At 64.0% G+C, this 23,105-nt stretch carries 20 protein-coding genes; 13 read left to right on the forward strand and 7 right to left on the reverse strand.

Annotation, left to right across the window (positions count from 1 at the left end; genetic code table 11):
- Positions 1–6 precede the first annotated feature (6 nt).
- The gene (locus tag G6N68_RS25200; protein ID WP_371871753.1) at positions 7–822 is read right to left on the reverse strand and encodes an SDR family oxidoreductase; all 816 of its coding nucleotides are present in this window, start codon (positions 820–822) and stop codon (positions 7–9) included.
- Positions 823–833: 11 nt separating this feature from the next.
- On the opposite strand from G6N68_RS25200, the gene echA20 reads away from it, so the two are divergent.
- The 6 genes from echA20 (at position 834) to G6N68_RS25230 (ending at position 7,462) form a co-directional block, all read left to right on the forward strand.
- A complete protein-coding gene (echA20, locus tag G6N68_RS25205; RefSeq protein WP_163718962.1) occupies positions 834–1,592 on the forward strand; it encodes a (7aS)-7a-methyl-1,5-dioxo-2,3,5,6,7,7a-hexahydro-1H-indene-carboxyl-CoA hydrolase in 759 nt (252 codons plus the stop codon).
- The gene (gene ipdA, locus G6N68_RS25210; protein ID WP_163718963.1) at positions 1,589–2,473 is read left to right on the forward strand and encodes a cholesterol ring-cleaving hydrolase subunit IpdA; all 885 of its coding nucleotides are present in this window, start codon (positions 1,589–1,591) and stop codon (positions 2,471–2,473) included. The genes echA20 and ipdA overlap by 4 nt, the downstream gene beginning before the upstream one ends.
- A complete protein-coding gene (gene ipdB, locus G6N68_RS25215) occupies positions 2,470–3,213 on the forward strand; it encodes a cholesterol ring-cleaving hydrolase subunit IpdB (protein ID WP_163718964.1) in 744 nt (247 codons plus the stop codon). The genes ipdA and ipdB overlap by 4 nt, the downstream gene beginning before the upstream one ends.
- The gene (ipdC, locus tag G6N68_RS25220) at positions 3,210–4,277 is read left to right on the forward strand and encodes a (3aS,4S,5R,7aS)-5-hydroxy-7a-methyl-1-oxo-octahydro-1H-indene-4-carboxyl-CoA dehydrogenase (RefSeq protein WP_163718965.1); all 1,068 of its coding nucleotides are present in this window, start codon (positions 3,210–3,212) and stop codon (positions 4,275–4,277) included. The genes ipdB and ipdC overlap by 4 nt, the downstream gene beginning before the upstream one ends.
- A gap of 124 nt (positions 4,278–4,401) precedes the next feature.
- Positions 4,402–6,420 (forward strand): fatty acid desaturase, encoded by a 2,019-nt coding sequence (locus G6N68_RS25225; RefSeq protein ID WP_163718966.1) that lies wholly within the window; start codon positions 4,402–4,404, stop codon positions 6,418–6,420.
- Positions 6,421–6,532: 112 nt separating this feature from the next.
- Positions 6,533–7,462, forward strand: a complete 930-nt coding sequence (locus G6N68_RS25230) for a zinc-dependent alcohol dehydrogenase (protein ID WP_163718967.1) — start codon at positions 6,533–6,535, stop codon at positions 7,460–7,462.
- A gap of 68 nt (positions 7,463–7,530) precedes the next feature.
- Here G6N68_RS25230 and G6N68_RS25235 read toward each other — a convergent pair whose 3' ends face one another.
- Positions 7,531–8,751: an oxygenase MpaB family protein gene (locus tag G6N68_RS25235; RefSeq protein WP_163718968.1), complete on the reverse strand. Its 1,221-nt coding sequence runs from the start codon at positions 8,749–8,751 to the stop codon at positions 7,531–7,533.
- Between the two features lie 86 nt (positions 8,752–8,837).
- Between G6N68_RS25235 and G6N68_RS25240 the strand changes: the two genes are divergently transcribed.
- Positions 8,838–9,494: a TetR/AcrR family transcriptional regulator gene (locus tag G6N68_RS25240; RefSeq protein WP_163718969.1), complete on the forward strand. Its 657-nt coding sequence runs from the start codon at positions 8,838–8,840 to the stop codon at positions 9,492–9,494.
- Here G6N68_RS25240 and G6N68_RS25245 read toward each other — a convergent pair.
- Genes G6N68_RS25245 through kstR2 form a run of 3 tightly spaced genes read right to left on the reverse strand, consistent with a single transcriptional unit; the run spans position 9,486 to position 11,523 of the window.
- Positions 9,486–9,707 (reverse strand): MbtH family protein, encoded by a 222-nt coding sequence (locus tag G6N68_RS25245; protein WP_163718970.1) that lies wholly within the window; start codon positions 9,705–9,707, stop codon positions 9,486–9,488. The two genes, G6N68_RS25240 and G6N68_RS25245, sit on opposite strands and share 9 nt — an antisense overlap.
- Positions 9,708–9,757: 50 nt before the next feature.
- On the reverse strand, positions 9,758–10,918 hold the full coding sequence (gene fadA6, locus G6N68_RS25250) for a steroid 3-ketoacyl-CoA thiolase FadA6 (RefSeq protein WP_163718971.1): 1,161 nt from the start codon (positions 10,916–10,918) through the stop codon (positions 9,758–9,760).
- A gap of 2 nt (positions 10,919–10,920) precedes the next feature.
- Positions 10,921–11,523, reverse strand: a complete 603-nt coding sequence (gene kstR2 / locus G6N68_RS25255) for a TetR family transcriptional regulator KstR2 (RefSeq protein WP_163718972.1) — start codon at positions 11,521–11,523, stop codon at positions 10,921–10,923.
- 187 nt (positions 11,524–11,710) lie between these two features.
- Between kstR2 and G6N68_RS25260 the strand changes: the two genes are divergently transcribed.
- The 3 genes from G6N68_RS25260 to G6N68_RS25270 all read left to right on the forward strand — a co-directional run bounded on the left by G6N68_RS25260 (position 11,711) and on the right by G6N68_RS25270 (position 17,410).
- A complete protein-coding gene (locus G6N68_RS25260) occupies positions 11,711–13,411 on the forward strand; it encodes a PPE family protein (protein ID WP_163718973.1) in 1,701 nt (566 codons plus the stop codon).
- A gap of 206 nt (positions 13,412–13,617) precedes the next feature.
- The gene (locus G6N68_RS25265) at positions 13,618–15,291 is read left to right on the forward strand and encodes a PPE family protein (RefSeq protein WP_163718974.1); all 1,674 of its coding nucleotides are present in this window, start codon (positions 13,618–13,620) and stop codon (positions 15,289–15,291) included.
- A 448-nt stretch (positions 15,292–15,739) separates the two neighbouring features.
- Positions 15,740–17,410, forward strand: a complete 1,671-nt coding sequence (locus G6N68_RS25270; protein ID WP_163718975.1) for a PPE family protein — start codon at positions 15,740–15,742, stop codon at positions 17,408–17,410.
- 71 nt (positions 17,411–17,481) lie between these two features.
- On the opposite strand, the gene ipdF is transcribed toward G6N68_RS25270, so the two are convergent.
- Together ipdF and ipdE1 are read right to left on the reverse strand one after the other, a co-directional pair.
- Positions 17,482–18,270, reverse strand: coding sequence for a (5R,7aS)-5-hydroxy-7a-methyl-1-oxo-2,3,5,6,7,7a-hexahydro-1H-indene-carboxyl-CoA reductase (gene ipdF / locus G6N68_RS25275; protein ID WP_163718976.1), 789 nt, complete (start codon positions 18,268–18,270; stop codon positions 17,482–17,484).
- On the reverse strand, positions 18,267–19,415 hold the full coding sequence (ipdE1, locus tag G6N68_RS25280) for an acyl-CoA dehydrogenase IpdE1 (protein WP_163718977.1): 1,149 nt from the start codon (positions 19,413–19,415) through the stop codon (positions 18,267–18,269). The genes ipdF and ipdE1 overlap by 4 nt, the downstream gene beginning before the upstream one ends.
- A 61-nt stretch (positions 19,416–19,476) precedes the next feature.
- Here ipdE1 and fadD3 point away from each other — a divergent pair, with 61 nt between their 5' ends.
- Genes fadD3 through G6N68_RS25295 form a run of 3 tightly spaced genes read left to right on the forward strand, consistent with a single transcriptional unit; the run spans position 19,477 to position 23,103 of the window.
- Positions 19,477–20,997 (forward strand): 3-((3aS,4S,7aS)-7a-methyl-1,5-dioxo-octahydro-1H-inden-4-yl)propanoate--CoA ligase FadD3, encoded by a 1,521-nt coding sequence (gene fadD3, locus G6N68_RS25285; RefSeq protein ID WP_163718978.1) that lies wholly within the window; start codon positions 19,477–19,479, stop codon positions 20,995–20,997.
- A 13-nt stretch (positions 20,998–21,010) separates the two neighbouring features.
- Positions 21,011–22,156, forward strand: coding sequence for an acyl-CoA dehydrogenase family protein (locus tag G6N68_RS25290; RefSeq protein ID WP_163718979.1), 1,146 nt, complete (start codon positions 21,011–21,013; stop codon positions 22,154–22,156).
- Positions 22,156–23,103, forward strand: a complete 948-nt coding sequence (locus G6N68_RS25295) for an acyl-CoA dehydrogenase family protein (RefSeq protein ID WP_163718980.1) — start codon at positions 22,156–22,158, stop codon at positions 23,101–23,103. The genes G6N68_RS25290 and G6N68_RS25295 overlap by 1 nt, the downstream gene beginning before the upstream one ends.
- Positions 23,104–23,105: the final 2 nt, after the last annotated feature.

The following is a 23,105-nucleotide window of genomic DNA, read 5'->3' on the forward strand; positions in this document are numbered from 1 at the left end:
TCTCCTCTACTTGACCGCACTGGCGTTCGTGGTGGCCAGGTAGTGCGGCGGCTCGCCGCCACCGTGCACCTCCAACGTGGCACCACTGATGTATGAGGCCGCGTCTGAAGCCAAAAACGCTGCGGCCCAACCGACGTCGTCGGGCTTGGCTAGTCGGCCCAACGGCACGTTCTCGGATATCGCGGCAATCGACTCGGCGTCGCCGTAAAAGAGGTCCGCCTGTTCGGTTTCCACCATGCCGACCACACAGGCGTTCACCCTGACCTTCGGGCCCCACTCGACGGCAAACGTCTGCGTGAGGCTCTCCAGGCCGGCCTTCGCTGCGCCGTACGCGGCGGTGCCCGGTGACGGGCGTCGACCGCTGAGGCTGCAGATGTTGACGATCGACCCACCCTCAGGCTGAGCTTGCATCTTGTCGTTGGCGTACTGCGAAACAAACAGCCCACCAATCAGATTCAGCTCGATGATCTTGCGGTTGAACTTCGGACTGGACTCCGCAGTCAGCACATACGGCGAACCGCCGGCATTGTTGACCACGACGTCGAGCCGGCCGTGCCGGTCCACGATCGCGTCGATCAGGGCCTTGACGGCCTCCTCGTCGCGAACGTCGCAGGAATGGAATTCATAGGGCAAGCCTTCGACTGCACGTCTGGCGCATGTCACGACCGTCGCGCCCTGCCCGGCGAACACCGAGCTGATACCTGCGCCGACGCCGCGAACGCCCCCCGTCACCAGCACCACTCGCCCAGCCAGCCCGAAATTGATGCCGTCCACTGTGCTAGCGTACCAAGCAAGTGCTTGCTTAGGTAACTTGGACCCCAGCAGGAAGTGCCATGACCATCACATCCTCCACCGTGGAACCCGGCATAGTCGCCGTCACCGTCGACTATCCGCCCGTCAACGCCATTCCCTCGCGCGGATGGTTCGAGCTAGGCGACGCGATCACAGCCGCCGGCGCCAATCCCGAGACGCACGTGGTGATCTTGCGCGCGGAAGGCCGCGGCTTCAACGCCGGTGTGGACATCAAGGAGATGCAGCGGACCGAGGGATTCACCGCGCTGATCGACGCCAACCGCGGCTGCTTCCACGCATTCCGTGCGGTCTACGAGTGCGCGGTGCCGGTGGTTGCGGCGGTGAACGGCTTCTGCGTCGGCGGCGGCATCGGCCTGGTGGGCAACTCGGACGTCATCGTCGCTTCCGACGACGCCACCTTCGGTTTGCCGGAAGTGGAACGTGGCGCACTCGGCGCCGCCACCCACCTGTCCCGGTTGGTGCCACAGCACATGATGCGACGGTTGTTCTTCACCGCAGCGACGGTGGACGCGGCCACGCTGCACCACTTCGGCTCGGTGCACGAGGTGGTCCCCCGCGACCAGCTGGATGAGGCGGCGCTACGGGTTGCCCGCGACATCGCCGCGAAGGACACCCGGGTCATCCGTGCCGCCAAGGAAGCGCTGAACTTCATTGACGTACAACGAGTGAACTCGAGCTATCGCATGGAACAAGGCTTTACGTTCGAACTCAACCTCGCCGGTGTCGCCGACGAGCACCGCGACGCGTTCGCCGGCACGTCGAAGGGCAAGAAGGAATGACGAACAAGGTCACCACCCTGGACGAGGCCGTAGCCCAGTTGGAAAGCGGTATGACCATCGGCATCGCCGGTTGGGGTTCGCGGCGCAAACCGATGGCTTTCGTGCGCGCCATCCTGCGCACCGATATCAAAGACCTGACGGTAGTCACTTACGGCGGTCCCGACCTGGGGTTGCTGTGCTCGGCAGGCAAGGTGAAACGCGTTTACTACGGGTTCGTTTCGCTGGATTCGCCGCCGTTCTACGACCCGTGGTTCGCCAAAGCCCGCACCAGCGGCGCGATCGAGGCCCGCGAGATGGACGAGGGCATGCTGCGCTGCGGCTTACAGGCTGCCGCACAACGGCTTCCGTTCCTGCCCATCCGGGCCGGTCTGGGCAGCTCGGTGCTCGACTTCTGGGAAGGTGAGCTGCAAACGGTGACCAGCCCTTACCCTGCGCCCGGGGGCGGGTACGAGAAGCTGATCGCGATGCCGGCACTGCGCCTGGACGCGGCCTTCGCCCACCTCAATATCGGTGACGCCAAAGGCAATGCGGCCTACACCGGCATCGACCCCTACTTCGATGACCTGTTCCTGATGGCCGCCGACAAGCGCTTCCTCTCCGTCGAGCGGATTGTCCCGACCGAGGATCTCATCAAAGCCGTACCCCCGCAGGCACTTTTGATCAACCGCATGATGGTCGACGCCGTGGTGGAGGCACCGGGTGGGGCGCACTTCACCACCGCCGCACCCGATTACGGACGCGACGAGAAGTTCCAACGGCACTACGCCGAGGCCGCAGGTTCCGAAGAGGGCTGGCAGCAGTTCGTTCAGACGTACCTGTCCGGCAGCGAAGAGGACTACCAGAAAGCCGTGCGCGCATTCGGTGAGGAGGCAGCCAAGTGAGCACCCGAGCAGAAATATGCGCGGTCGCCTGTGCCGAATTGTTCCGGGATGCGGGCGAAATCATGATCAGCCCGATGACGAACATGGCCTCCGTGGGAGCACGTTTGGCGCGTCTCACGTTCTCTCCCGACATCCTGCTGACCGACGGCGAGGCGCAACTGCTGGCCGACACCCCAGCGCTGGGCAAGCCGGGAGCCGTCGAGGGCTGGATGCCGTTCGGTCGGGTGTTCGAAACGTTGGCCTGGGGCTGGCGCCACGTTGTGATGGGCGCGAATCAGGTTGACCGATACGGCAATCAGAACATTTCGGCATTTGGCCCGCTGCAGAAGCCAACCCGGCAGATGTTCGGCGTGCGGGGTTCGCCGGGCAACACCATCAACCACGCGACCAGCTACTGGGTGGGTAACCACTCCAAGCGGGTCTTCACCGACTCCGTCGACATTGTCTCCGGTATCGGTTACGACAAGGTGGACAAGGACAATCCGGCATTCCGGTTCGTCAACGTCTACCGGGTGGTGTCGAACCTAGGTGTGTTCGACTTCGGCGGCCCGGACCGCACCATGCGCGCCCTGTCCTTGCACCCCGGGGTGACCCCCGACGAGGTGCGTGAAGCCACGTCGTTTGAGGTGCACGGACTCGACGAGGCCGAGGAATCACGGCAGCCCACCGAGGAAGAACTTCGTTTGATTCGCGAGGTGATCGACCCGAAGGCGCTGCGCGACAGAGAGATACGGTCGTGAGACTGCGCACACCGCTGACCGAACTCGTCGGGATCGAACACCCCGTGGTGCAGACGGGGATGGGTTGGGTGGCCGGCGCGCGACTGGTGTCGGCGACAGCCAATGCGGGCGGACTCGGCATCTTGGCCTCGGCGACCATGACGCTGGACGAATTGGCAACGGCGATCAAGAAAGTCAAGGCGAACACCGACAAACCGTTTGGGGTCAACATCCGAGCGGACGCCGCAGACGCCGGCGATCGCGTCGAGCTCATGATCCGCGAGGGCGTCAAGGTGGCATCCTTTGCCCTAGCACCCAAGCAGGAGCTGATCGCCCGGCTCAAAGAAGCTGGCGCCGTGGTGGTTCCGTCCATCGGTGCGGCCAAGCATGCGCGCAAGGTCGCGAGCTGGGGCGCCGACGCGATGATCGTGCAGGGCGGCGAAGGCGGCGGCCACACCGGACCCGTCGCGACTACCCTGCTGCTGCCGTCGGTACTCGACGCGGTCAAGGGCACCGGCATCCCGGTGATCGCCGCCGGCGGATTCTTCGACGGGCGCGGACTGGCCGCGGCGTTGTCCTACGGCGCGGCGGGCGTTGCCATGGGCACCCGGTTCCTGCTCACCTCGGACTCCACCGTGCCCGAAGCGGTCAAGCGGCGTTACCTGGAGTCGGCACTGGACGGCACGGTCGTCACCACCCGCGTCGACGGCATGCCGCACCGCGTGCTGCGCACGGGACTGGTGGAGAAGCTGGAGAGTGGCTCGCGGGCCCGGGGCTTTACTGCTGCGGTGCGCAATGCCGCCAAGTTCAAGCAGATGTCGGGGATGACTTGGCGGTCGATGATTCAAGACGGCTTGGCCATGCGCCACGGCAAGGAGTTGACCTGGTCGCAGGTGGTGATGGCGGCGAACACCCCGATGTTGCTCAAGGCCGGGTTGGTCGAGGGCAACACCGACGCCGGGGTGTTGGCCTCGGGCCAGGTCGCCGGGATTCTCGACGACCTGCCGTCCTGCGCCGAATTGATCGAGTCGATCGTGCGGGACGCGATCGAGCATTTGCAGCAGGCGTCCGCGCTCATCGAATAGGCTCGGCAAATCTACGCGAACGTCACCGACGCCCCAGGTAGACCGCAAAAACGCCAGTAACCAGCGGAAAGTCCAAAAACTTTACACTCTGAGGTCGTCGGGTACGTGGGCTAGGCTACGCGCTATGACGACCGTCGAGAAGCACCACGCGGCGCCTGAGTCGGCCGCGCCCCATGCTCTGCCGGACCCCGGCGAGTCGGTTCCCAGGCTCGCTCTGCCCACCGTCGGGATCTACTTCGCCGCGCTGACGGCGTTCGTCGTATCCACGATCGGCTACATCAACGGCTGGTCGCCCGCGTGGGTCACCATCCCCGTCAACGCGGCAGTCACGTTCGTCATGTTCACCGTCGTGCACGACGCTTCGCACTACTCGATCAGCTCGACGCGCTGGGTCAATGGATTGTTCGGCCGGCTGGCGTGGCTGCTCGTCGGGCCGGTGGTCGCCTTCCCGTCGTTCGGGTACATCCACATCCAGCATCACCGCCACTCCAACGACGACGAACAGGACCCCGACACCTTCGCGTCGCACGGCAAGTGGTGGCAGCTGCCGTTTCGCTGGCCGGCGGTGGAGTACTTCTACCTGCGGTACTACCTGCCGCGTGCCCGCAGTCGCCCAGTCGCCGAGGTCGCCGAGACGTTGGTGATGTTGACCCTGAGCTTGACCGGGCTCATCGTCGCGATCGTCACCGGCCACTTCTGGACGCTGGCGGTCGTGTTCCTGATTCCGCAACGCATCGGCGTCACCATCCTGGCGTGGTGGTTCGACTGGCTGCCCCACCACGGGTTGGAGGACACTCAGCGTTCCAACCGCTACCGGGCGACCCGTAACCGCGTCGGCGCGGAGTGGCTGTTCACCCCGGTGCTGCTGTCGCAGAACTATCACCTGGTGCACCATCTGCACCCGTCGGTGCCGTTCTACCGGTATCTGCGGACGTGGCGGCGCAACGAGGAGGCCTACCTCGAGCGCAATGCCGCCATCGGCACGGTCTTTGGGCAGCAACTGAATCCGGACGAATACCGCGAGTGGAAGGAACTGAACGGCCGGCTCGCGAAACTGCTGCCGGTGCGGATGCCTACCCGCTCGAGCTCGACGCACGCGGTGCTGCACCGCATCCCGGTCGCGTCGGTCGATCCCATCACCGCCGACAGCACGCTCGTCACGTTCGCCGTGCCCGAGGAGCTACAGGACGCGTTCCGCTTCGAGCCGGGACAGCACGTCACCGTGCGCACCGACCTAGGCGGCCAGAACGTTCGGCGCAACTATTCGATCTGCGCTCCTGCCACCCGTGCCCAGCTGAGGATTGCCGTCAAGCACATTCCGGGCGGGGCGTTTTCGACGTTCGTGGCCAACGACCTCAAGGCCGGCGACGTACTGGAGCTGATGACGCCGACGGGGCGATTCGGCACCCCGCTGAATCCGCTGAACCGCAAGCACTACGTCGGTCTGGTCGCCGGCAGCGGGATCACGCCGGTGCTGTCCATCATCGCGACGACGCTCGAGGTCGAGACCGAAAGCCGGTTCACCCTGATCTACGGCAACCGGACTTGGGAGTCGACGATGTTCCGCGCCGAGCTCGACCGGCTGGAGTCTCGTTATGCGGACCGACTCGAGATCTTGCATGTGCTGTCCAACGAGTCGTTGCACATTCCGGAGCTGCGTGGGCGCATCGACCGGGACAAGCTCAGCACCTGGCTGGCGGATCGCTTGCGCCCGGCCGATGTTGACGAGTGGTTCCTCTGCGGTCCGCTCGAGATGATTTCGAATCTGCGGGATGTGTTGGTCGAGCATGACGTGGCCCCCGAGCACATTCACGTCGAGCTCTTCTTCGGGTACGCGGATGCGCCGACTACCCAGCAGTCGTACGACACGGCGACCGTCACCTTCACGCTGTCCGGGAAACAGGAGACCTTCGATCTAACCCCCGGGGACTCCATTCTGGAAGGCGCGCTGCAACGCCGCAGCGATGCGCCTTATGCGTGCATGGGCGGCGCGTGCGGCACCTGCCGCGCCAAACTCGTCGAGGGCAAAGTGGAGATGGACCACAACTTTGCGTTGGGCCGGTCCGAGCTGGACGCGGGTTACATCCTGACCTGCCAGTCGCATCCGACGACACCGTTCGTCTCCGTCGACTACGACGCTTAGCGTCCGGCCACCGCCGCCGCCACTCATCACTGGGCTACCACGCCCCGGCCCGATACGCTGCCACCTGTACCCACCGACGAACGACTCACCCTCCACCCGGGGAGGACATCTCGTGAAGGCAGTGCGCAATGCCCCGCCCACGATTGAGGTCGTCGATGTCGATGAACCGGACGGCGTCGGAGAGCTTGTCCGTGTTGTGGCGACGGGGATTTGCGCGTCGGACCTGAAATACTTGCAGTTCGGCAGCACTCAGATCGCGGGCCACGAGTTCGCCGGGTTGCTCGACGACGGCACGGCCGTCGCCGTCGAAGGTTTCTTCGGCTGCGGCCGATGCGAACAGTGCGAACAGGGCCTCTTCAACATGTGCATCGAAGGACCGACAGCACCTGGGATGCTGAGCCCTGGCGGAATGAGCGAATGGTTCCGGGCACCGCGCAACATGCTCGTACCGTTGCCGTCTGGGCTGGACCCCGCCGACGGCTGCCTTGTCGAACCGGCAAGCGTGGCCTGGCACAGTTGCCACCAAGCTGGGATCGGACCACACTGTCGGGTAGCTGTGGTCGGAGCGGGCGCCATCGGAATCCTCACCGCCGCGGCAGCCCAACAGATGGGCGCGGCTGAGGTCGACCTAGAAGCGCGCCACCCCCATCAGCACGACGCTCGCGAACTCATTGGCGCCGGCCTGCCGACGAGCGGATACGACGTGGTCATTGAAACCGCAGGCAGTGAAAGCGGTCTCAGCCGTGCCGTCGAACTGGCGAGAGTGGGTGGCACGGTCGTGCACCTGGGGTTTTATCCCCCCGGTACGGTGTGGCCGATGGACGCGGCGTTCAGCAAAGAAGTCGCGATACGTCCTTCGCTTGGCTACTGCAGTCACTATCGGCGCCGGGACTTCGCCGAGGCCGCGGCCCTCTTGGCCTCACGTCCGGAGTTGACCAGCACCCTGATCACACACCGGTTCCCCATCGAGGACGCCGTGGAGGCTTTCCGGGTAGCCCAGGACAAGTCCAAGGGAGTATTCCGCGTAGTCGTCGAGCCCTAGCACCAAACGCAAGAGATTCACACCCGGCGTCCACACGTCCAGACGGCCAGACGCCCAAGCGCTAGCCCTCAGGCGACTCCATCCACGTGCGTCGCGGCCTCACCGACGGTGGCTCCGCTGTCGCCAATCATGGTTTGCATCAACGCTTTATGCTCACGCTCGCCGCGCACCGCCGCGCGGCTGCGCCCGCCCGGCAAACTCAGGGCGACGAGGCTGCGGGTGACGTTGAACGGGAACCGCAAGAGCGGATAAACGGGTGGAATGTAGGTCGGCAAGCCGAGCGTGGCCATGCCACCACGTCCGAGAAAGCCACTCGTAACAGACAAGTGCTGGGCCCAAGCGAGGCGACGGCGCAGGCTAGGCAGACATTCGTAGTTCCAGCTCAGCGGGTCCGCAGCCATCGGCACCGCCAGTTGTTTGGTGGTTTCGTCGGGTGTCGAGATCGCGCTCAGCGTGTGATACAGGATGCGGACACCGTCTCGAAAGCTCTGCGGTAACCACTCCTCGTGGACACCCATCAGCCAGCCGGCATACCGGGTCACATGCGCGATTGCGTCGAATTCCCTTGGCGTAAGCAGTATTCCCATGCCGATGCCGCCAACCGGTGGGGCAATGAGTGCGCCGACGAGCGTGGCCGCCATGTCCGTCTGGTTGATCGGCAGGCCCCACAGGTCGGCACGCCAGTCTGGCATTGTCGCCACGTGCCGTCGGACCAACGCGTGAATAAAGCGGACGCGGAGCGTGGACCGGTAGCCCACTCCGAGCGGGGCCAGGCCGTCTTTGGAGATGACGTCCATCGCCCACTGCATCGTCTCGGCGAACCGTTTGTTCGACCCCTTCTCCAGCGCTCCCGTTCGAAGCAGCGTCTGGTTGAACGCCGCGAATTGGTACCCGCCAAGAAGTGACACGTCGCGCGCGACGTACATGCCGTCGGCGCCGCCACTGCGCAGCGCCTTTTGGCCCCGGCGCACGAGATCCCAGTCGACCCAGTCTGGAACCGTCTCAACCTCGACGAAGAAATCGCGCAATGGTTCCGGAGCGTCGGGGACGTTGGCGATGCCGTCAAGCAAGGCGCGCTCGAACAACGGCCGGGTTTGCTCCATTCCGGCGGCCGACATCCACTCGACCAGACGGTCCATCGGCTCGTCGCCCACGGTCAAGCGCTCGCCGAGCCGCCGCATCTCCTCGGCATTGGGTCCACGCAAGCCGAGCACCAGCGCAAGCAGTCTGATGGCGGGAGGAACCGGGCGCGGTCCATCAGGATGGCGCGCCGGAACCGCCTGGTTCATCCACGCTCCTCTCGCGGAAAATTCTCGAAAATAAATTTTGGATAACAACTGTGGTCAGAAACTAGCTTCGGGTACCCTGACTGTCAATGAAGCGAGCGGAGGTGGTACGCGGTTACGGCGGCGTGAGCGCAGCCGACCGCATCGCCGAACGCCGCCGTAAGCTGCTCGCCGCAGGTCGGCGCATCTGGGGTGAGTCAGGAATCTCCGACGTCACGATCCGCGGCGTGTGCTCAGTAGCTGGTCTGACCCCCCGCTACTTCTACGAGCAATTCCCGAACCGCGAAGCGCTGCTGTTCGCCGTTTCCGACGACGTTCGCGACGAGTTGCTGCAGGCACTGGTCCTCGCCGGCATCGGCGACCCGGGCACCCTGAAGGACAAGCTACGTTCGGCGCTCCAAGCGTTCCTGGAGATCCTCGCCGCCGACCCCCACATCCACCGCATCGCCACCCAGGACGTGAGCAGCGTCGCCGGCCTCGCCGAACACCGCACGCGCATTCTCGACATGATCGCCGATGCAGTCGTCCAGTACACCCCGGACGTCCTAGGCCCCGACACACCGAATAGTCCAGAGTGGAAACGCGTCGCACAGTTCATCGTGGGCGGGGCAAACCAGCTCATCGAAAACTGGCTCGATGATCCCCAGGAACCCCCTGCCGAACTTGCCGCCGCGATCGCCGACCTGTGCGTCGCGGCGGTTAGTGGTATTACGCACTCATACAAGAAGTCGGGCTCCTTATCCTGACCCTTCGGCGAGCCGGTCACGCAGGCTCTTCGGACGGATGTCCGGCCAATTCTCTTCGACGTAGTCCAGACATGCCTGTCGAGAGTCTTCGCCGAACACGACCCGCCAACCCTCCGGGATCGCGGCAAAGGTCGGCCACAGGCTGTGCTGCTCCTCGTCGTTGACCAGAACTACGAACCGGCCGTTCTCGTCGTCAAACGGATTGGTGCTCATAGACCTGCAGCTTTCCACACACCGTGGCCAGCGACGGACCTTCGCCGAATTCAGAGCCGCTCGATGATGGTGACGTTAGCCGTACCGCCACCCTCACACATGGTCTGAAGTCCGTAACGACCACCGATTCGTTCCAATTCGTTCAGCATGGTGGTGAACAGCTTGGCACCGGTAGCGCCCAACGGATGCCCGAGTGCGATCGCGCCGCCGTTTGGATTGACCTTCGCCGGGTCCGCCTTGATCTCCTTGAGCCAGGCCAGCACTACCGGCGCGAACGCCTCGTTGATCTCGACGGTGTCGATGTCGTCGATGGAGAGGCCGGTCTTTTCCAACGCGTAGCGGGTGGCCGGAATGGGGCCGGTCAACATGAACACTGGGTCCGCAGCCCGGGCGCTGATGTGATGAATGCGCGCGCGCGGCGTCAGTCCATGATCTTTGACCGCCTGTTCGGACGCGAGCAGGACAGCGCTGGCACCGTCGGAAATCTGACTGGCCATCGCCGCCGTCAGCCGGCCGCCATCGACCAATGTCTTGAGGCCGGCCATCTTCTCCAGCGACGTCTCTCGCGGACCCTCATCCACCCGGAACGGGCCGGATTCGGTTTCCACAGTGATGATTTCGTTGTCGAAGTGGCCACCGCGAATCGCCGCGAACGCGCGCTCATGGCTGGTCAGCGCGTACTGTTCCATCTCTTCCCGAGACAGGTTCCACTTCTCGGCGATGAGCTCCGAGCCACGGAACTGAGAGATCTCCTGATCCCCGTAGCGGTGCAGCCATTGCTTGGACTCGGCTGTCGGCGTGGTGAATCCGAACTGCTCGCCGACGATCATCGCCGACGAGATCGGGATCTGGCTCATGTTCTGCATTCCGCCGGCCACGATGAGGTCGGCCGTGCCGGCCATGATCGCTTGGGCCCCAAAGGAAATGGCCTGCTGGCTGGACCCGCACTGTCGGTCGACGGTGACTCCGGGCACCTCTTCGGGGTAGCCCGCGGCCAGCCATGACAACCGCGCGATGTTGCCTGCCTGGCCGCCGATCGCGTCCACGCAACCGGCGATCACATCGTCGACGGCGGCGGGGTCAACATCGACCCGGTCGAACAGTCCGCGCCACCCCAATGCGCCTAGGTCGACGGGATGTATCCCGGCCAGGGCGCCGTTGCGCTTGCCGACCGCGGTCCGTACGGCCTCTACGACGTACGCCTCGGGCATTTTCAGACTCCTTCTGTCTTGATCCCGCCAAGCACGATGGCGAGATACTTCTGACCCACTTGCTCTGCGGTGAGCGGCCCGCCGGGTTGATACCAGCGCACCGACACCCATGTGGTGTCACGGATGAATCGGTAAACCAGGTCGACGTCGAGGTCGCGCCGGAAGTAGCCCTCCTCGATGCCCTGATTGAGTACGTCGACCCACATCTTTCGCTGCTGTCTGTTGCGTTCCTCGAGATAGGAAAACCGGGGTTGCGACGACAACCGCTGGGCCTCGTCCTGGTAGATCACGACTTGCGCATGCCGGTGCTCGATCGCTTCGAAAGAGGTCATGAACAGCCCTTTGAGGCGTTCCAGCGGGTTGGGCTCGTTGTCGATAATTTGTTGGTAGCGCTCGAACAGCCAGTCCAGGAAGCCGCGTAGCAGGTCGTCCACCATCTCTTCCTTGGAAGCGAAGTGGTGGTACAGGCTGCCCGAGAGGATTCCGGCACCATCCGCGATGTCTCGCACGGTGGTCGCGCGTAGCCCACGCTCGGCAAACATCGTCGCGGCGAGCGCCAGCAGCTCGTCTCGCCGGCTATTAGCCTGACCGGTCACTCGGTCCACCCGGACAGACTACCAACCAAGCACTTGCTCGGCCAACGAGCGCCCCGGGCGTTGGTCCGACAAAATCCATCCTGACTTTTTTTCGCCAAGTTTCTTTCGCAAAACGTACATGCGGTGTCGTGTATAGCCGTATTTTTCTCTGTTACGACGTTCTAATCCGGAACGCCGGACATCGTCGGAGGTCACAATGGTCAACTTCTTGGTCTTGCCGCCCGAAATCAACTCGTTGCGGATGTACCTCGGCGCGGGTTCGGCTCCGATGTTGCAGGCCTCGGCGGCGTGGTCAGGGTTGGCCGAAGAGCTCAGCGCGGCCGCGAACTCCTTCTCTTCGGTGACTTCCGATTTGGTCAGCGGCGCCTGGCAGGGTCCGTCCGCGACCGCGATGGCCGCCGCCGCCTCGCCGTACTCGGCGTTCTTGAACGCAGCTTCTACCCACGCCGCGGGCGCGGCCGGACAGGCCAAGGCGGTGGCCAGCGCCTTCGAGGCGGCCAAGTCCGCCGTCGTTCATCCACTTGCCGTCGCGGCGAACCGCGATGCGTTCGTTCAGCTGGTGCGTTCGAACTTCTTCGGCTTCAACGCACCCTTCATCGCCGCCGTCGAAGGCGCCTACGAGGAGTTTTGGGCTGCCGACGTGACGGCGATGACGGGCTATCACTCCGCAGTCTCGGCCGTGGCCGCGCAGCTGGCGCCGTGGCAGCAGACGCTGCAGGGCCTGCCGGGCATCGGCCAGCTCTTCGGCGCACCGGCAGGAGTCGGCCCGGCCGCCCCGGGTGATCCCAACCTGGGCATCGGCAACAAGGGCGGCGGCAACATCGGCAATGGCAACAACAGCGGCAACGGTGCCGGCAACATCGGCAACGGCAACACCGGCAGCGGCAACTTCGGCGGCGGCAATACCGGCGACAACAACATCGGCAGCGGTAACACCGGTAACGGCAACATTGGCTTCGGCAACAACGGCAACCTGAACAGAGGCTTCGGAAACGTCAACACCTCCGCCAACGGCCCCGGCAATATCGGTTTCGGGAATGAGGGCAGCAACAACATCGGACTCGGCAACACCGGCGTCGGGAATCGGGGTGCCGGAAACACCGGCGATAACAACATCGGGTTCGGCCTTACCGGCAACAACCTGATCGGCATCGGCGGTACCTACTACAACACGGCGGATGGCACATTCGCCATTGGTCTGAACTCGGGTAGCGGCAACATCGGCTTCGGCAACTCGGGTACCGGCAACATCGGCTTCTTTAACTCCGGCGACGGCAACGTCGGCATCTTCAACTCCGGTCACAACGTCAATCCCGCCGACCTAGGCAAACTTCAGGGCATTGGCATTGGGAACTCCGGCTTTGGGAACATCGGCATCGGCAACGCTGTCCAAGGCAACTTCGGTATCGGAAACACAGGAAGCGGCAACACCGGCTTCGGGAACACAGGCAGCGTAAACACCGGCTTCGGGAACACGGGCGCCTTCAACACGGGGATGGAAAACTCGGGCAGTTGGAACACGTTCGACGGAAACTCGGGTACCAGAAACACCGGATTCTTCAATTCCGGCAACGCAAACTCGGGCTCCGGCTTCACCACGAACAGCGGCAACCTACATTCGGGCTACGGGAATACGGGCAATCTAGGAAGCTCCGGCTTCTTCAACACAGCGTCAGGTGCCGCTGGCAACGGCTTTATGTCCGGCTTCTTCAACACCGCTAGTGGCGCAAGCCCCGTGATCGGCACGAATGGCCTAATTTCCGGCTTCTTTAACACCGGAGCACCAACCGGCCCCGGCGGGGTCACGATAGCCGGCCAAATCTCTGGCCTGCTCAACATGGGCTCAGGCATCCCCGGCATCTTCAACATCGTTTCGCTATTGAAGAGCTTGAGCTAACAGCCCCGCCGAGTTTCCGGCCGCCGGCGTGGGGCGCTGACGGCTGCTGGCCAACGCGGCGGTGCGTTCGCTGAAAGTGAGGGGTTTCGGGTCGAAGTTCCCGCTAACAAACTTCGGCAAAACTCACCTGCGGTCCCGTTTGCAGTCGTATGTTCACACGTGTGACGGCGTGCTGATCCTGACGACGGACATCAACGGAGGTCAAAATGGTCAACTTCTTGGTTTTGCCGCCCGAAATCAACTCGTTGCGGATGTACCTCGGCGCGGGTTCGGCCCCGATGCTGCAGGCCTCGGCAGCCTGGTCCGGTTTGGCCGAAGAGCTCAGCGCGGCCGCGAACTCCTTCTCTTCGGTGACTTCCGATTTGGTCAGCGGCGCCTGGCAGGGTCCGTCCGCGACCGCGATGGCCGCCGCCGCCTCGCCCTACTCGGCGTTCCTGAACGCAGCTTCAACCCACGCCGCGGGCGCGGCCGGACAGGCCAAGGCGGTGGCCAGCGCCTTCGAGGCAGCCAAGTCCGCCGTCGTTCATCCGCTGGCCGTCGCGGCGAACCGCGATGCGTTCGTTCAGCTGGTGCGTTCGAACTTCTTCGGCTTCAACGCCCCCTTTATCGCCGCCGTCGAGGGCGCATATGAGGAGTTTTGGGCTGCCGACGTGGCGGCGATGACGGGCTATCACTCCGCAGTCTCGGCCGTGGCCGCGCAGTTGGCGCCGTGGCAGCAGACGCTGCAGGGCCTGCCGGGCATCGGCCAGCTGTTCGGCGCCGGAGGAGTCGGCCCGGCCGCCCCGGGTGATCCCAACCTCGGCGTCGGCAACAAGGGCGGCGGCAACATCGGCAATGGCAACAACAGCGGCAACGGTGCCGGCAACATCGGCAACGGCAACACCGGCAGCGGCAACTTCGGCGGCGGCAATAACGGCAACGGCAACATCGGCAGCGGCAACGCCGGTAACGGCAACATTGGCTTCGGGAATAACGGCAACGGCAATAGGGGCTTCGGAAATGTCAACAACTCCGCCAACGGGCCCGGCAGTATCGGATTCGGGAACGTCGGCAGCAACAACTTCGGGTTCGGCAACAACGGTGTCGGGAACCTGGGTGCCGGGAATACCGGCGACAACAACATCGGGTTCGGCCTGACCGGCAACAACCTGATCGGCATCGGCAACGCCTACTACAACACCGCGAACGGCCAGTTCACATTCACCGGCCTCAACTCCGGCGCCGGCAACATCGGCTTCGGCAACTCGGGCACCGGCAACATCGGCTTCTTCAACTCCGGCGACGGCAACGTCGGCATCTTCAACTCCGGCTTCAATGCGAATCCTGCCAACCTGGGCCAACTCCAGGGTATTGGCATAGGGAACAGCGGCTTCGGCAACATCGGCATCGGAAACAGCGGCCAAGGCAACTTCGGTATTGGCAACACGGGCTTCGCGAACACCGGATTCGGGAACACGGGCACTCTGAATACCGGCCTGGGAAATTCAGGGCTGCTGAACACCGGCATGGAGAACTCGGGCAACTTAAACACGTTCGATGGTAATTCGGGCAGCCTCAACACCGGATTCTTCAACTCCGGCAACGCGAACACCGGCAGCGGGTTCAACACCAATAGTGGTGCCACTAGCTCGGGCTTCGGCAACTCAGGAAACGCAGGAGGGTCCGGCTTCTTCAACACAACACCCGGTGGGCTCGGAGATGGTGGAATATCCGGCTTCTTCAACAGCGCCAGCGGCGGAGTGCTTAACGGCCAGATCTCAGGATTCTTCAATACTGGTGTGAGTAATGCGATTGCTGGCCAAATCTCTGGCATCTTGAATAGGGGCAGCGGAATGGCCGGTTTCTTCAGCATCGTTCAACTGTTGAAGGACTTGACCTGACACGTTGACGTAGTTTTCCAGCGCTTTGAGTTAAGCACCTTCCCCTAGTAGCGGCAACCGCAATTCGGGCTTTTCCGCGGAAATTTGAGCGGTACCGGCTTTATAGATAGGCGCAACCGCAGCTGTTATAGGCATTTATTCTGGCTGACATCAGACCGACTTATCGGCCAGTATTTGGCCTGCCAAACATGGAAACGCAGGCCCCCTGGGACCTTCAAGGATCGCGCGTGTTGAGAGTCCTGATCAGTCCGTTCAGGACAATTCAGCCGACTGCGGATCCGGGCGGCTATTGACCAAGTGTTGCAATCGAAATTGACCATGTGTTTCAAATTCTGCCTTACCGACAATAAACCTTTGCAAAACGTAGATTTGGCCCCTTATGCCGCCGTATCTTCACACCTGTCGCAGGCTGCTCGATCCGAAACGACGGACGTTAACGGAGGTCACAATGGTCAACTTCTTGGTCTTGCCGCCCGAAATCAACTCGTTGCGGATGTACCTCGGCGCGGGTTCGGCCCCGATGTTGCAGGCCTCGGCGGCGTGGTCAGGGTTGGCCGAAGAGCTCAGCGCGGCCGCGAACTCCTTCTCTTCGGTGACTTCAGATTTGGTCAGCGGCGCCTGGCAGGGTCCGTCCGCGACCGCGATGGCCGCCGCCGCCTCGCCGTACTCGGCGTTCTTGAACGCAGCTTCGGCCCACGCCGCGGATGCGGCCGGACAGGCCAAGGCGGTGGCCAGCGCCTTCGAGGCAGCCAAGTCCGCTGTCGTTCATCCGCTGGCCGTCGCGGCGAACCGCGATGCGTTCGTTCAGCTGGTGCGTTCGAACTTCTTCGGCTTCAACGCGCCCTTTATCACCGCGGTCGAAGGCGCCTACGAGGAGTTTTGGGCTGCCGACGTGGCGGCGATGACGGGCTATCACTCCGCAGTCTCGGCCGTGGCCGCGCAGCTGGCGCCGTGGCAGCAGACGCTCCAGGGCCTGCCGGGTATCGGCCAGCTGTTCGGCGCCGGAGGGGTCGGCCGGGCCGAACCAGGTGATCCGAATTTCGGCGTCGGGAACCAGGGCGGCGGCAACATCGGCTTTGGCAACAACAGTCTTGATGGTGCCGGCAACGTCGGTATCGGCAACTTCGGCCACGGCAACTTCGGTGGCGGCAACATCGGCAAAGAGAACATCGGCAGCGGTAACGCCGGCAGTAACAACATTGGCTTCGGGAACATCGGCCACGGGCACAGAGGCTTCGGGAACGCCAACTACTCCGCTAATGAACCCGGAAATATCGGGTTTGGGAATTTGGGCAGCGGTAACTTCGGCTTAGGCAACAACGGCATCGGGAACCAGGGCGCAGGAAATACCGGAAATAACAACATCGGTTTCGGCCTGACCGGCAATAATCTGATCGGTATCGGTGGCACGTACTACGATACCGCGACTGGTCAATTCACCTTCGGACTGAACTCTGGTAGCGGCAACATCGGCCTCTTCAACTCGGGCACCAACAACATCGGCTTCTTCAACTCCGGCGACGGCAACGTCGGCATCTTCAACTCAGGCTCCAATGCGAATCCTGCTCACCTGGGCCAACTCCAGGGTATTGGCATAGGTAACAGCGGTTTTGGCAACATCGGCTTCGGAAACGCCGGCCAAGGCAACTTCGGCATTGGCAATGGAGGCTACGCGAACACCGGCATCGGGAACTCGGGCGATATAAACACCGGGTTCGGAAACTCCGGCCAAGTGAACACCGGCATGCATAACTCAGGCGTTGGCAACACATTCGACGGCAATTCGGGGAACTTCAACACCGGCTTGTTCAATTCGGGCAGCGGGAACACAGGCAGCGGGTTCGCCACCGACAGCGGCATCTTTACCTCGGGCTTTGGCAACTCAGGAAATCTGGGAGGATCGGGCTTCTTCAACACCACACCCGGCGGGCTTGACAGTGGCTCTATCTCCGGCTTCTTCAACAACGCCAGCGGAGGAGCCATCAGCGGCCAGATGTCGGGATTCTTCAACACAGGTATAGGCGACTTGATCGCCGGCAGAATCTCCGGCTTCCTCAACATAGGCAACGACATGGCCGGCTTCTTTAGCCTTGTTCAACTGCTGAAGAACCTGGCCTGACGCGTTGACCGGACCGCCCGCACGCAACCAGGGCCTCCAAACCGGATCGGATCGCTGATTCCGCGACCGGCCTAGGGGTGCTGACTGGAGACCGAAATCACCTCACCCGTTAGGTAACTCGAGTAGTCACTGGCCAGGAACGCAATGGTGGCCGCCACTTCCCACGGCTCGGCGGCGCGACCGAAGGCTTCGCGCTCCGACAGCCGGTCCAGCAACTTGCTCGACGTTGTCTTGTCCAGGAACTTGTGCCGGGCAATGCTGGGCGATACCGCGTTGATCCGGACCCCGTACTCGGCGGCTTCGATTGCGCTGCACCGGGTCAAGGCCATCACGCCCGCCTTGGCGGCGGCATAGTGCGACTGCGAATGTTGCGCCCGCCAACCCAACACGCTTGCGTTGTTGACGATCACGCCACCGTGGGTCGCCTCGCGGAAGTAGCGCAGCGCGGCCCGAGTGGCCCGAAACACCGACGTCAGCGAAACATCCAGTACCCGGTCCCACTCCTCGTCGGTCATGTCGGCCACCGGCGTCTGCCCACCCAACCCGGCGTTGTTGACCAACACATCCAGGCGACCCAACCGCGCGGTGGTCGAAGCGATCAGGGCATCAATTTGAGCGGTCGAGGTCACGTCACACACCACGCTCTCCACCCGGCCCAGACCCAACGCGGACAATTGGTCGGCGGTCTCCCCCAGCCGACGTTCATGGTGATCGGAGACCATTACGTCGGCGCCCTCAAGCAGCGCGCGACGCGCGGTCGCCGATCCGATTCCGGTGCCTGCAGCCGCCGTCACGACGACGACCTTGCCTTCCAGAAGTCCGTGTCCAGCAATCTCTTTCGGCGCTTCGGACAGACTCAACCCTTAACCTCCCTGGGCAGGCCGAGCACCCGCTCGGCGATGATGTTGCGCTGAATCTCGTTGGACCCGCCGTAGATGGTGTCGGCCCGGGTGAACAGGTACAGGCGTTGCCACTCGTCGAATTCGCCGTCGGTCAGTGTCAGCCCCGCCTTGCCGGCGACATCCATCGCGAGCTCGCCCAGGTCGCGATGCCAGTTGGCCCACAGCAACTTTGAGACGTTGTCCTGACCAGGCTGCTCGACATCCATGGTGGCCAGCGCATAGCTGCGCATCGCCCGCAGCCCGGTCCAGGCGCGGGTCAGCCGCTCCCGGATGAGCGGATCGTCGGCGGCACCGGTGCGCCGTGCCAGCTCGGCCAAATTGGAAAGCTCACGCGCATAGACGATCTGCTGGCCAAGGGTCGAGACGCCACGCTCGAAAGTAAGGGTGCCCATCGCCACCCGCCAACCGTCGCCCGGCTGTCCAACGACCATGTCGGCGTCGGTGCGGGCGTCGTCGAAGAAGACCTCGTTGAATTCGGCGGTACCGGTGATCTGCACGATCGGCCGCACCTCCACCCCGGGTTGGTCCAGCGGCACCAGCAGATACGACAGGCCGGCGTGCCGCTTCGATCCCTTCTCGGTGCGCGCCACCACAAAGCACCACTGCGACAGGTGTGCCAGCGATGTCCAGACCTTCTGGCCATTGATCACCCACTGGTCGCCGTCTAGTTCGGCGGTGGTGGAGACGTTCGCCAGGTCGCTGCCGGCGCCGGGTTCGGAGTATCCCTGGCACCACAACTCAGTGACATCGAGGATGCGCGGCAGGAACCGCTGCTGCTGTTTCTCTGTCCCGTACGCGATCAGCGTCGGTCCCAGCAATTCCTCGCCAAAGTGGTTGACCTTGTCCGGAGCGTTGGCAAGGGCGTACTCCTCGTAGAAGGCCACCCGGTGTGCGACGGACAATCCGCGACCACCATGTTCAACCGGCCACCCCAGACACGTCAGCCCCGCAGCGGCCAGGTGCTGGTTCCACGCACGACGTTCCTCGAACGCCTCGTGCTCGCGCCCGGGGCCGCCAAGACCCTTCAGAGCTGCGAATTCGCCGACCAGATTGTCGGCGAGCCATTGGCGGACCTCCGCCCGGAACTCCTCGACGTCCTGCATGTCTTGTAGGCTAACCTACCAAGCACTTGCTTTGTTAGGAGCATCTGGCCTAGGAGTATCCGTGACTACCGATCCGCGCACCGTGCCCGCGGCGTTGGATCGTCTCGTCCAGCAACTCCCCGAGCACGCCGCGCTGATCACCGATGACCGCAGCTTCACCTCGACCGCCCTGCGCGAAGAGGTTCACCGGGCCGCAGCCGCGCTGATAGCGCTGGGTGTCCAACCGGGCGACCGAGTGGCCATCTGGTCGCCGAACACCTGGCACTGGGTGGTGGCCTGCCTGGCCATTCACCACGCGGGCGCCACCATGGTGCCGCTGAACACGCGCTACACCGCCTCGGAGGCCTCCGACATCCTGGCCCGTACCGCGGCGCCGGTGCTGTTCGCGGCGGGGCGGTTCCTGGGCAACGATCGTGCGGCGGACCTGGACCGCTCCGCGTTACCGGCCTTGCGCGACATCGTGCGCATTCCCATCGAAGCCGATGACGGGACGTGGGATGACTTCATCTCGCGCGGCAGCGACCTGAGCGCCGTTCACGCCCGCGCGGCCGTCGTCTCCCCCGACGACATCAGCGACATCCTGTTCACATCGGGCACGACGGGCCGCAGCAAGGGCGTGCTGTGTGCGCACCGCCAGTCGTTGGCGGCCTCGGCCGCGTGGGCCGCCAACGGCAAGATCACCAGCGACGACCGCTACCTGTGCATCAATCCGTTCTTCCACAACTTCGGCTACAAGGCCGGCATCCTGGCGTGCCTGCAAACCGGGGCGACGCTGATCCCGCACCTGACGTTCGACCCGTTGCGCGCGTTGCAGGCGATCGAGCAACACCGCATCACCGTGCTGCCCGGCCCCCCGACCATCTACCAGACCCTGCTGGACCACCCGGCCCGCGGCGACTACGACCTGAGCTCGCTGCGGTTCGCAGTGACGGGTGCGGCGACGGTGCCGGTGGTGCTGGTGGAACGCATGCAGTCCGAACTCGACATCGACATCGTCCTGACCGCCTACGGCCTAACCGAGGCCAACGGGATGGGAACGGCATGTCGCCCCGAGGACGACGCGGTGACGGTCGCAACCACCTGCGGGCGCCCCTTCGCCGACTTCGAACTGCGCATCGACGAAACGGGCGAAGTCCTGTTGCGCGGGCCGAATGTCATGCTGGGCTACCTCGACGATCCCGAAGCCACCGCTGCCGCAATCGATTCCGACGGCTGGCTGCACACCGGAGACATCGGAACCGTCGATGACCGCGGCAACCTGCGCATCACCGACCGACTCAAGGACATGTACATCTGCGGCGGCTTCAACGTCTACCCCGCCGAGGTCGAGCAGGTGCTGGCCCGGATGGAGGGTGTGGCGGACGCGGCGGTGATCGGGGTGCCGGACGAGCGACTCGGCGAGGTGGGCCGCGCCTTCGTGGTGCCCAAGCCCGGCGCAGATCTGGATGAAGAATCGGTGATCGCTTATACCCGTGAGCATTTGGCGAACTTCAAGGCACCCCGCTCGGTGCGGTTCGTCGACGCGTTGCCGCGTAACGCCGGCGGGAAAGTGGTCAAACCCCAACTGCGAGAAATGGCCTGAGGATGGATTCCAGATGGACCTGACACTTGACGAAGAGACGCTGGCCTTTCAGGCCGAGGTGCGCGATTTCCTTGCGGCGAACCGTGAGTCGATCCCGACGAAGTCCTATGACAATGCCGAAGGATTTGCCCAGCACCGGATCTGGGACCGGGTGCTGTATGACGCCGGCTTGTCGGTGATCACGTGGCCGAAGAAGTACGGCGGTCGGGACGCTCCACTGCTGCACTGGGTGGTGTACGAGGAAGAGTACTTCCGTGCCGGCGCGCCGGGACGGGCCAGCGCCAACGGCACCTCAATGCTGGCGCCGACCCTGTTCGCGCACGGCACCCAAGAACAGCTCGACCGGATCCTGCCGAAAATGGCCAGCGGGGAACAGATCTGGGCGCAGGCCTGGTCGGAGCCGGAATCTGGCAGCGACCTCGCGTCATTGCGGTCCACCGCCACCAAGACCGACGGCGGCTGGCTGCTCAACGGCCAGAAGATCTGGAGTTCGCGGGCGCCGTTCGCCGACATGGGGTTCGGCCTGTTCCGTTCCGACCCGGAATCCCAACGCCACCACGGGTTGACGTACTGCATGTTCGATCTCAAGGCAAAGGGCGTCACTGTGCGTCCGATCGTCCAACTGGGCGGCGACACCGGATTTGGTGAGATCTTCCTGGACGACGTCTTCGTGCCCGACGAGGACGTCATCGGCACCCCGAACGACGGTTGGCGCGCCGCCATGAGCACGTCGAGCAACGAGCGTGGCATGTCGCTGCGCAGCCCGGCGCGCTTCCTGGCCGCCGCGGAGCGACTGGTGCAGCTGTGGAAGGACAGCGGCTCACCGCCGGAATTCGCCGACAGGGTTGCCGACGCATGGATCAAAGCGCAGGCCTACCGGTTGCAGACCTTCGGCACCGTGACCCGACTGGCCGCCGGCGGGGAGTTGGGCGCCGAATCGTCGGTCACCAAGGTGTTCTGGTCGGAACTCGACGTCGAATTGCATCAGACCGCACTCGACATCCGGGGCGCCCACGGCGAACTGGCCGGGCCGTGGACCGAAGGCCTGCTGTTTGCGCTGGGCGGCCCGATCTACGCCGGTACCAACGAGATTCAGCGCAACATCATTTCGGAACGCTTGTTGGGTCTGCCCCGCGAACCAAAAGGGGAGAAGCGGTAATGGACTTTGCCTTAGATGAACAGCAGCGCGACTTCGCGGCCAGCATCGACGCGGCGCTGGGCGCCGCGGATCTGCCCGCCGCGGTGCGCGCGTGGTCGGCGGGTGACTTCGCGCCCGGCCGCAAGGTGTGGGAGCAACTCGCCAATCTCGGCGTCACCGCCCTGATCGTGCCGGAGAAGTTTGACGGCCTGGATGCTCATCCCGTCGATCTGGTGGTCGCGCTCGAACGACTCGGCCATTGGTGTGTTCCGGGCCCGGTCACCGAATCCATTGCCGTCGCACCGATCTTGCTCGCCGGCGACGACCGCAGCGAGGGCCTTGCTTCCGGTGAGTTGATCGCGACCGTTGCACAACCGCCGCAGGTGCCTTATGCCGTTGACGCCGACACGGCCGGGCTGGTGCTGGTGGTTGACGGTGGCCCCGATGCGGGGGAAGTCAGCGAAGCGACTGCCGGCGACAAGCACGAATCCGTCGACCCGAGCCGCCACCTCTACGAAGTGGCGGCCACTGGCGCGACGTGGCAGGCGGACACTAAGCGCGCGTACGAGTTCGGCGCGTTGGCCACCGCCGCCCAGTTGGTCGGAGCGGCCGAGGCGCTGTTGACCGCAGCCGTCGAGTACGCCAAGCAGCGGTCCCAGTTCGGCCGGGTGATCGGGTCGTATCAAGCGATCAAACACAAGCTCGCCGACGTACACATCGCCGTCGAATTGGCCCGACCGCTGGTTTACGGCGCGGCGCTGACGTTGGAACCTCGGGATGTGAGCGCCGCGAAGGCGGCGGCGGGCGAGGCGGCCCTGCTGGCCGCGCGATCGTCGTTGCAGACCCACGGCGCCATCGGGTTCACTCAAGAACACGACCTGTCGTTGTTGCTGCTGCGAGTGCAGGCCTTGCGGACGGCCTGGGGTACGCCCGAGGAACACCGGCGACGAGTGCTGGAGGCGCTATGAGT

Source organism: Mycobacterium bourgelatii (assembly GCF_010723575.1).
Taxonomy (GTDB): Bacteria; Actinomycetota; Actinomycetes; order Mycobacteriales; family Mycobacteriaceae; genus Mycobacterium; species Mycobacterium bourgelatii.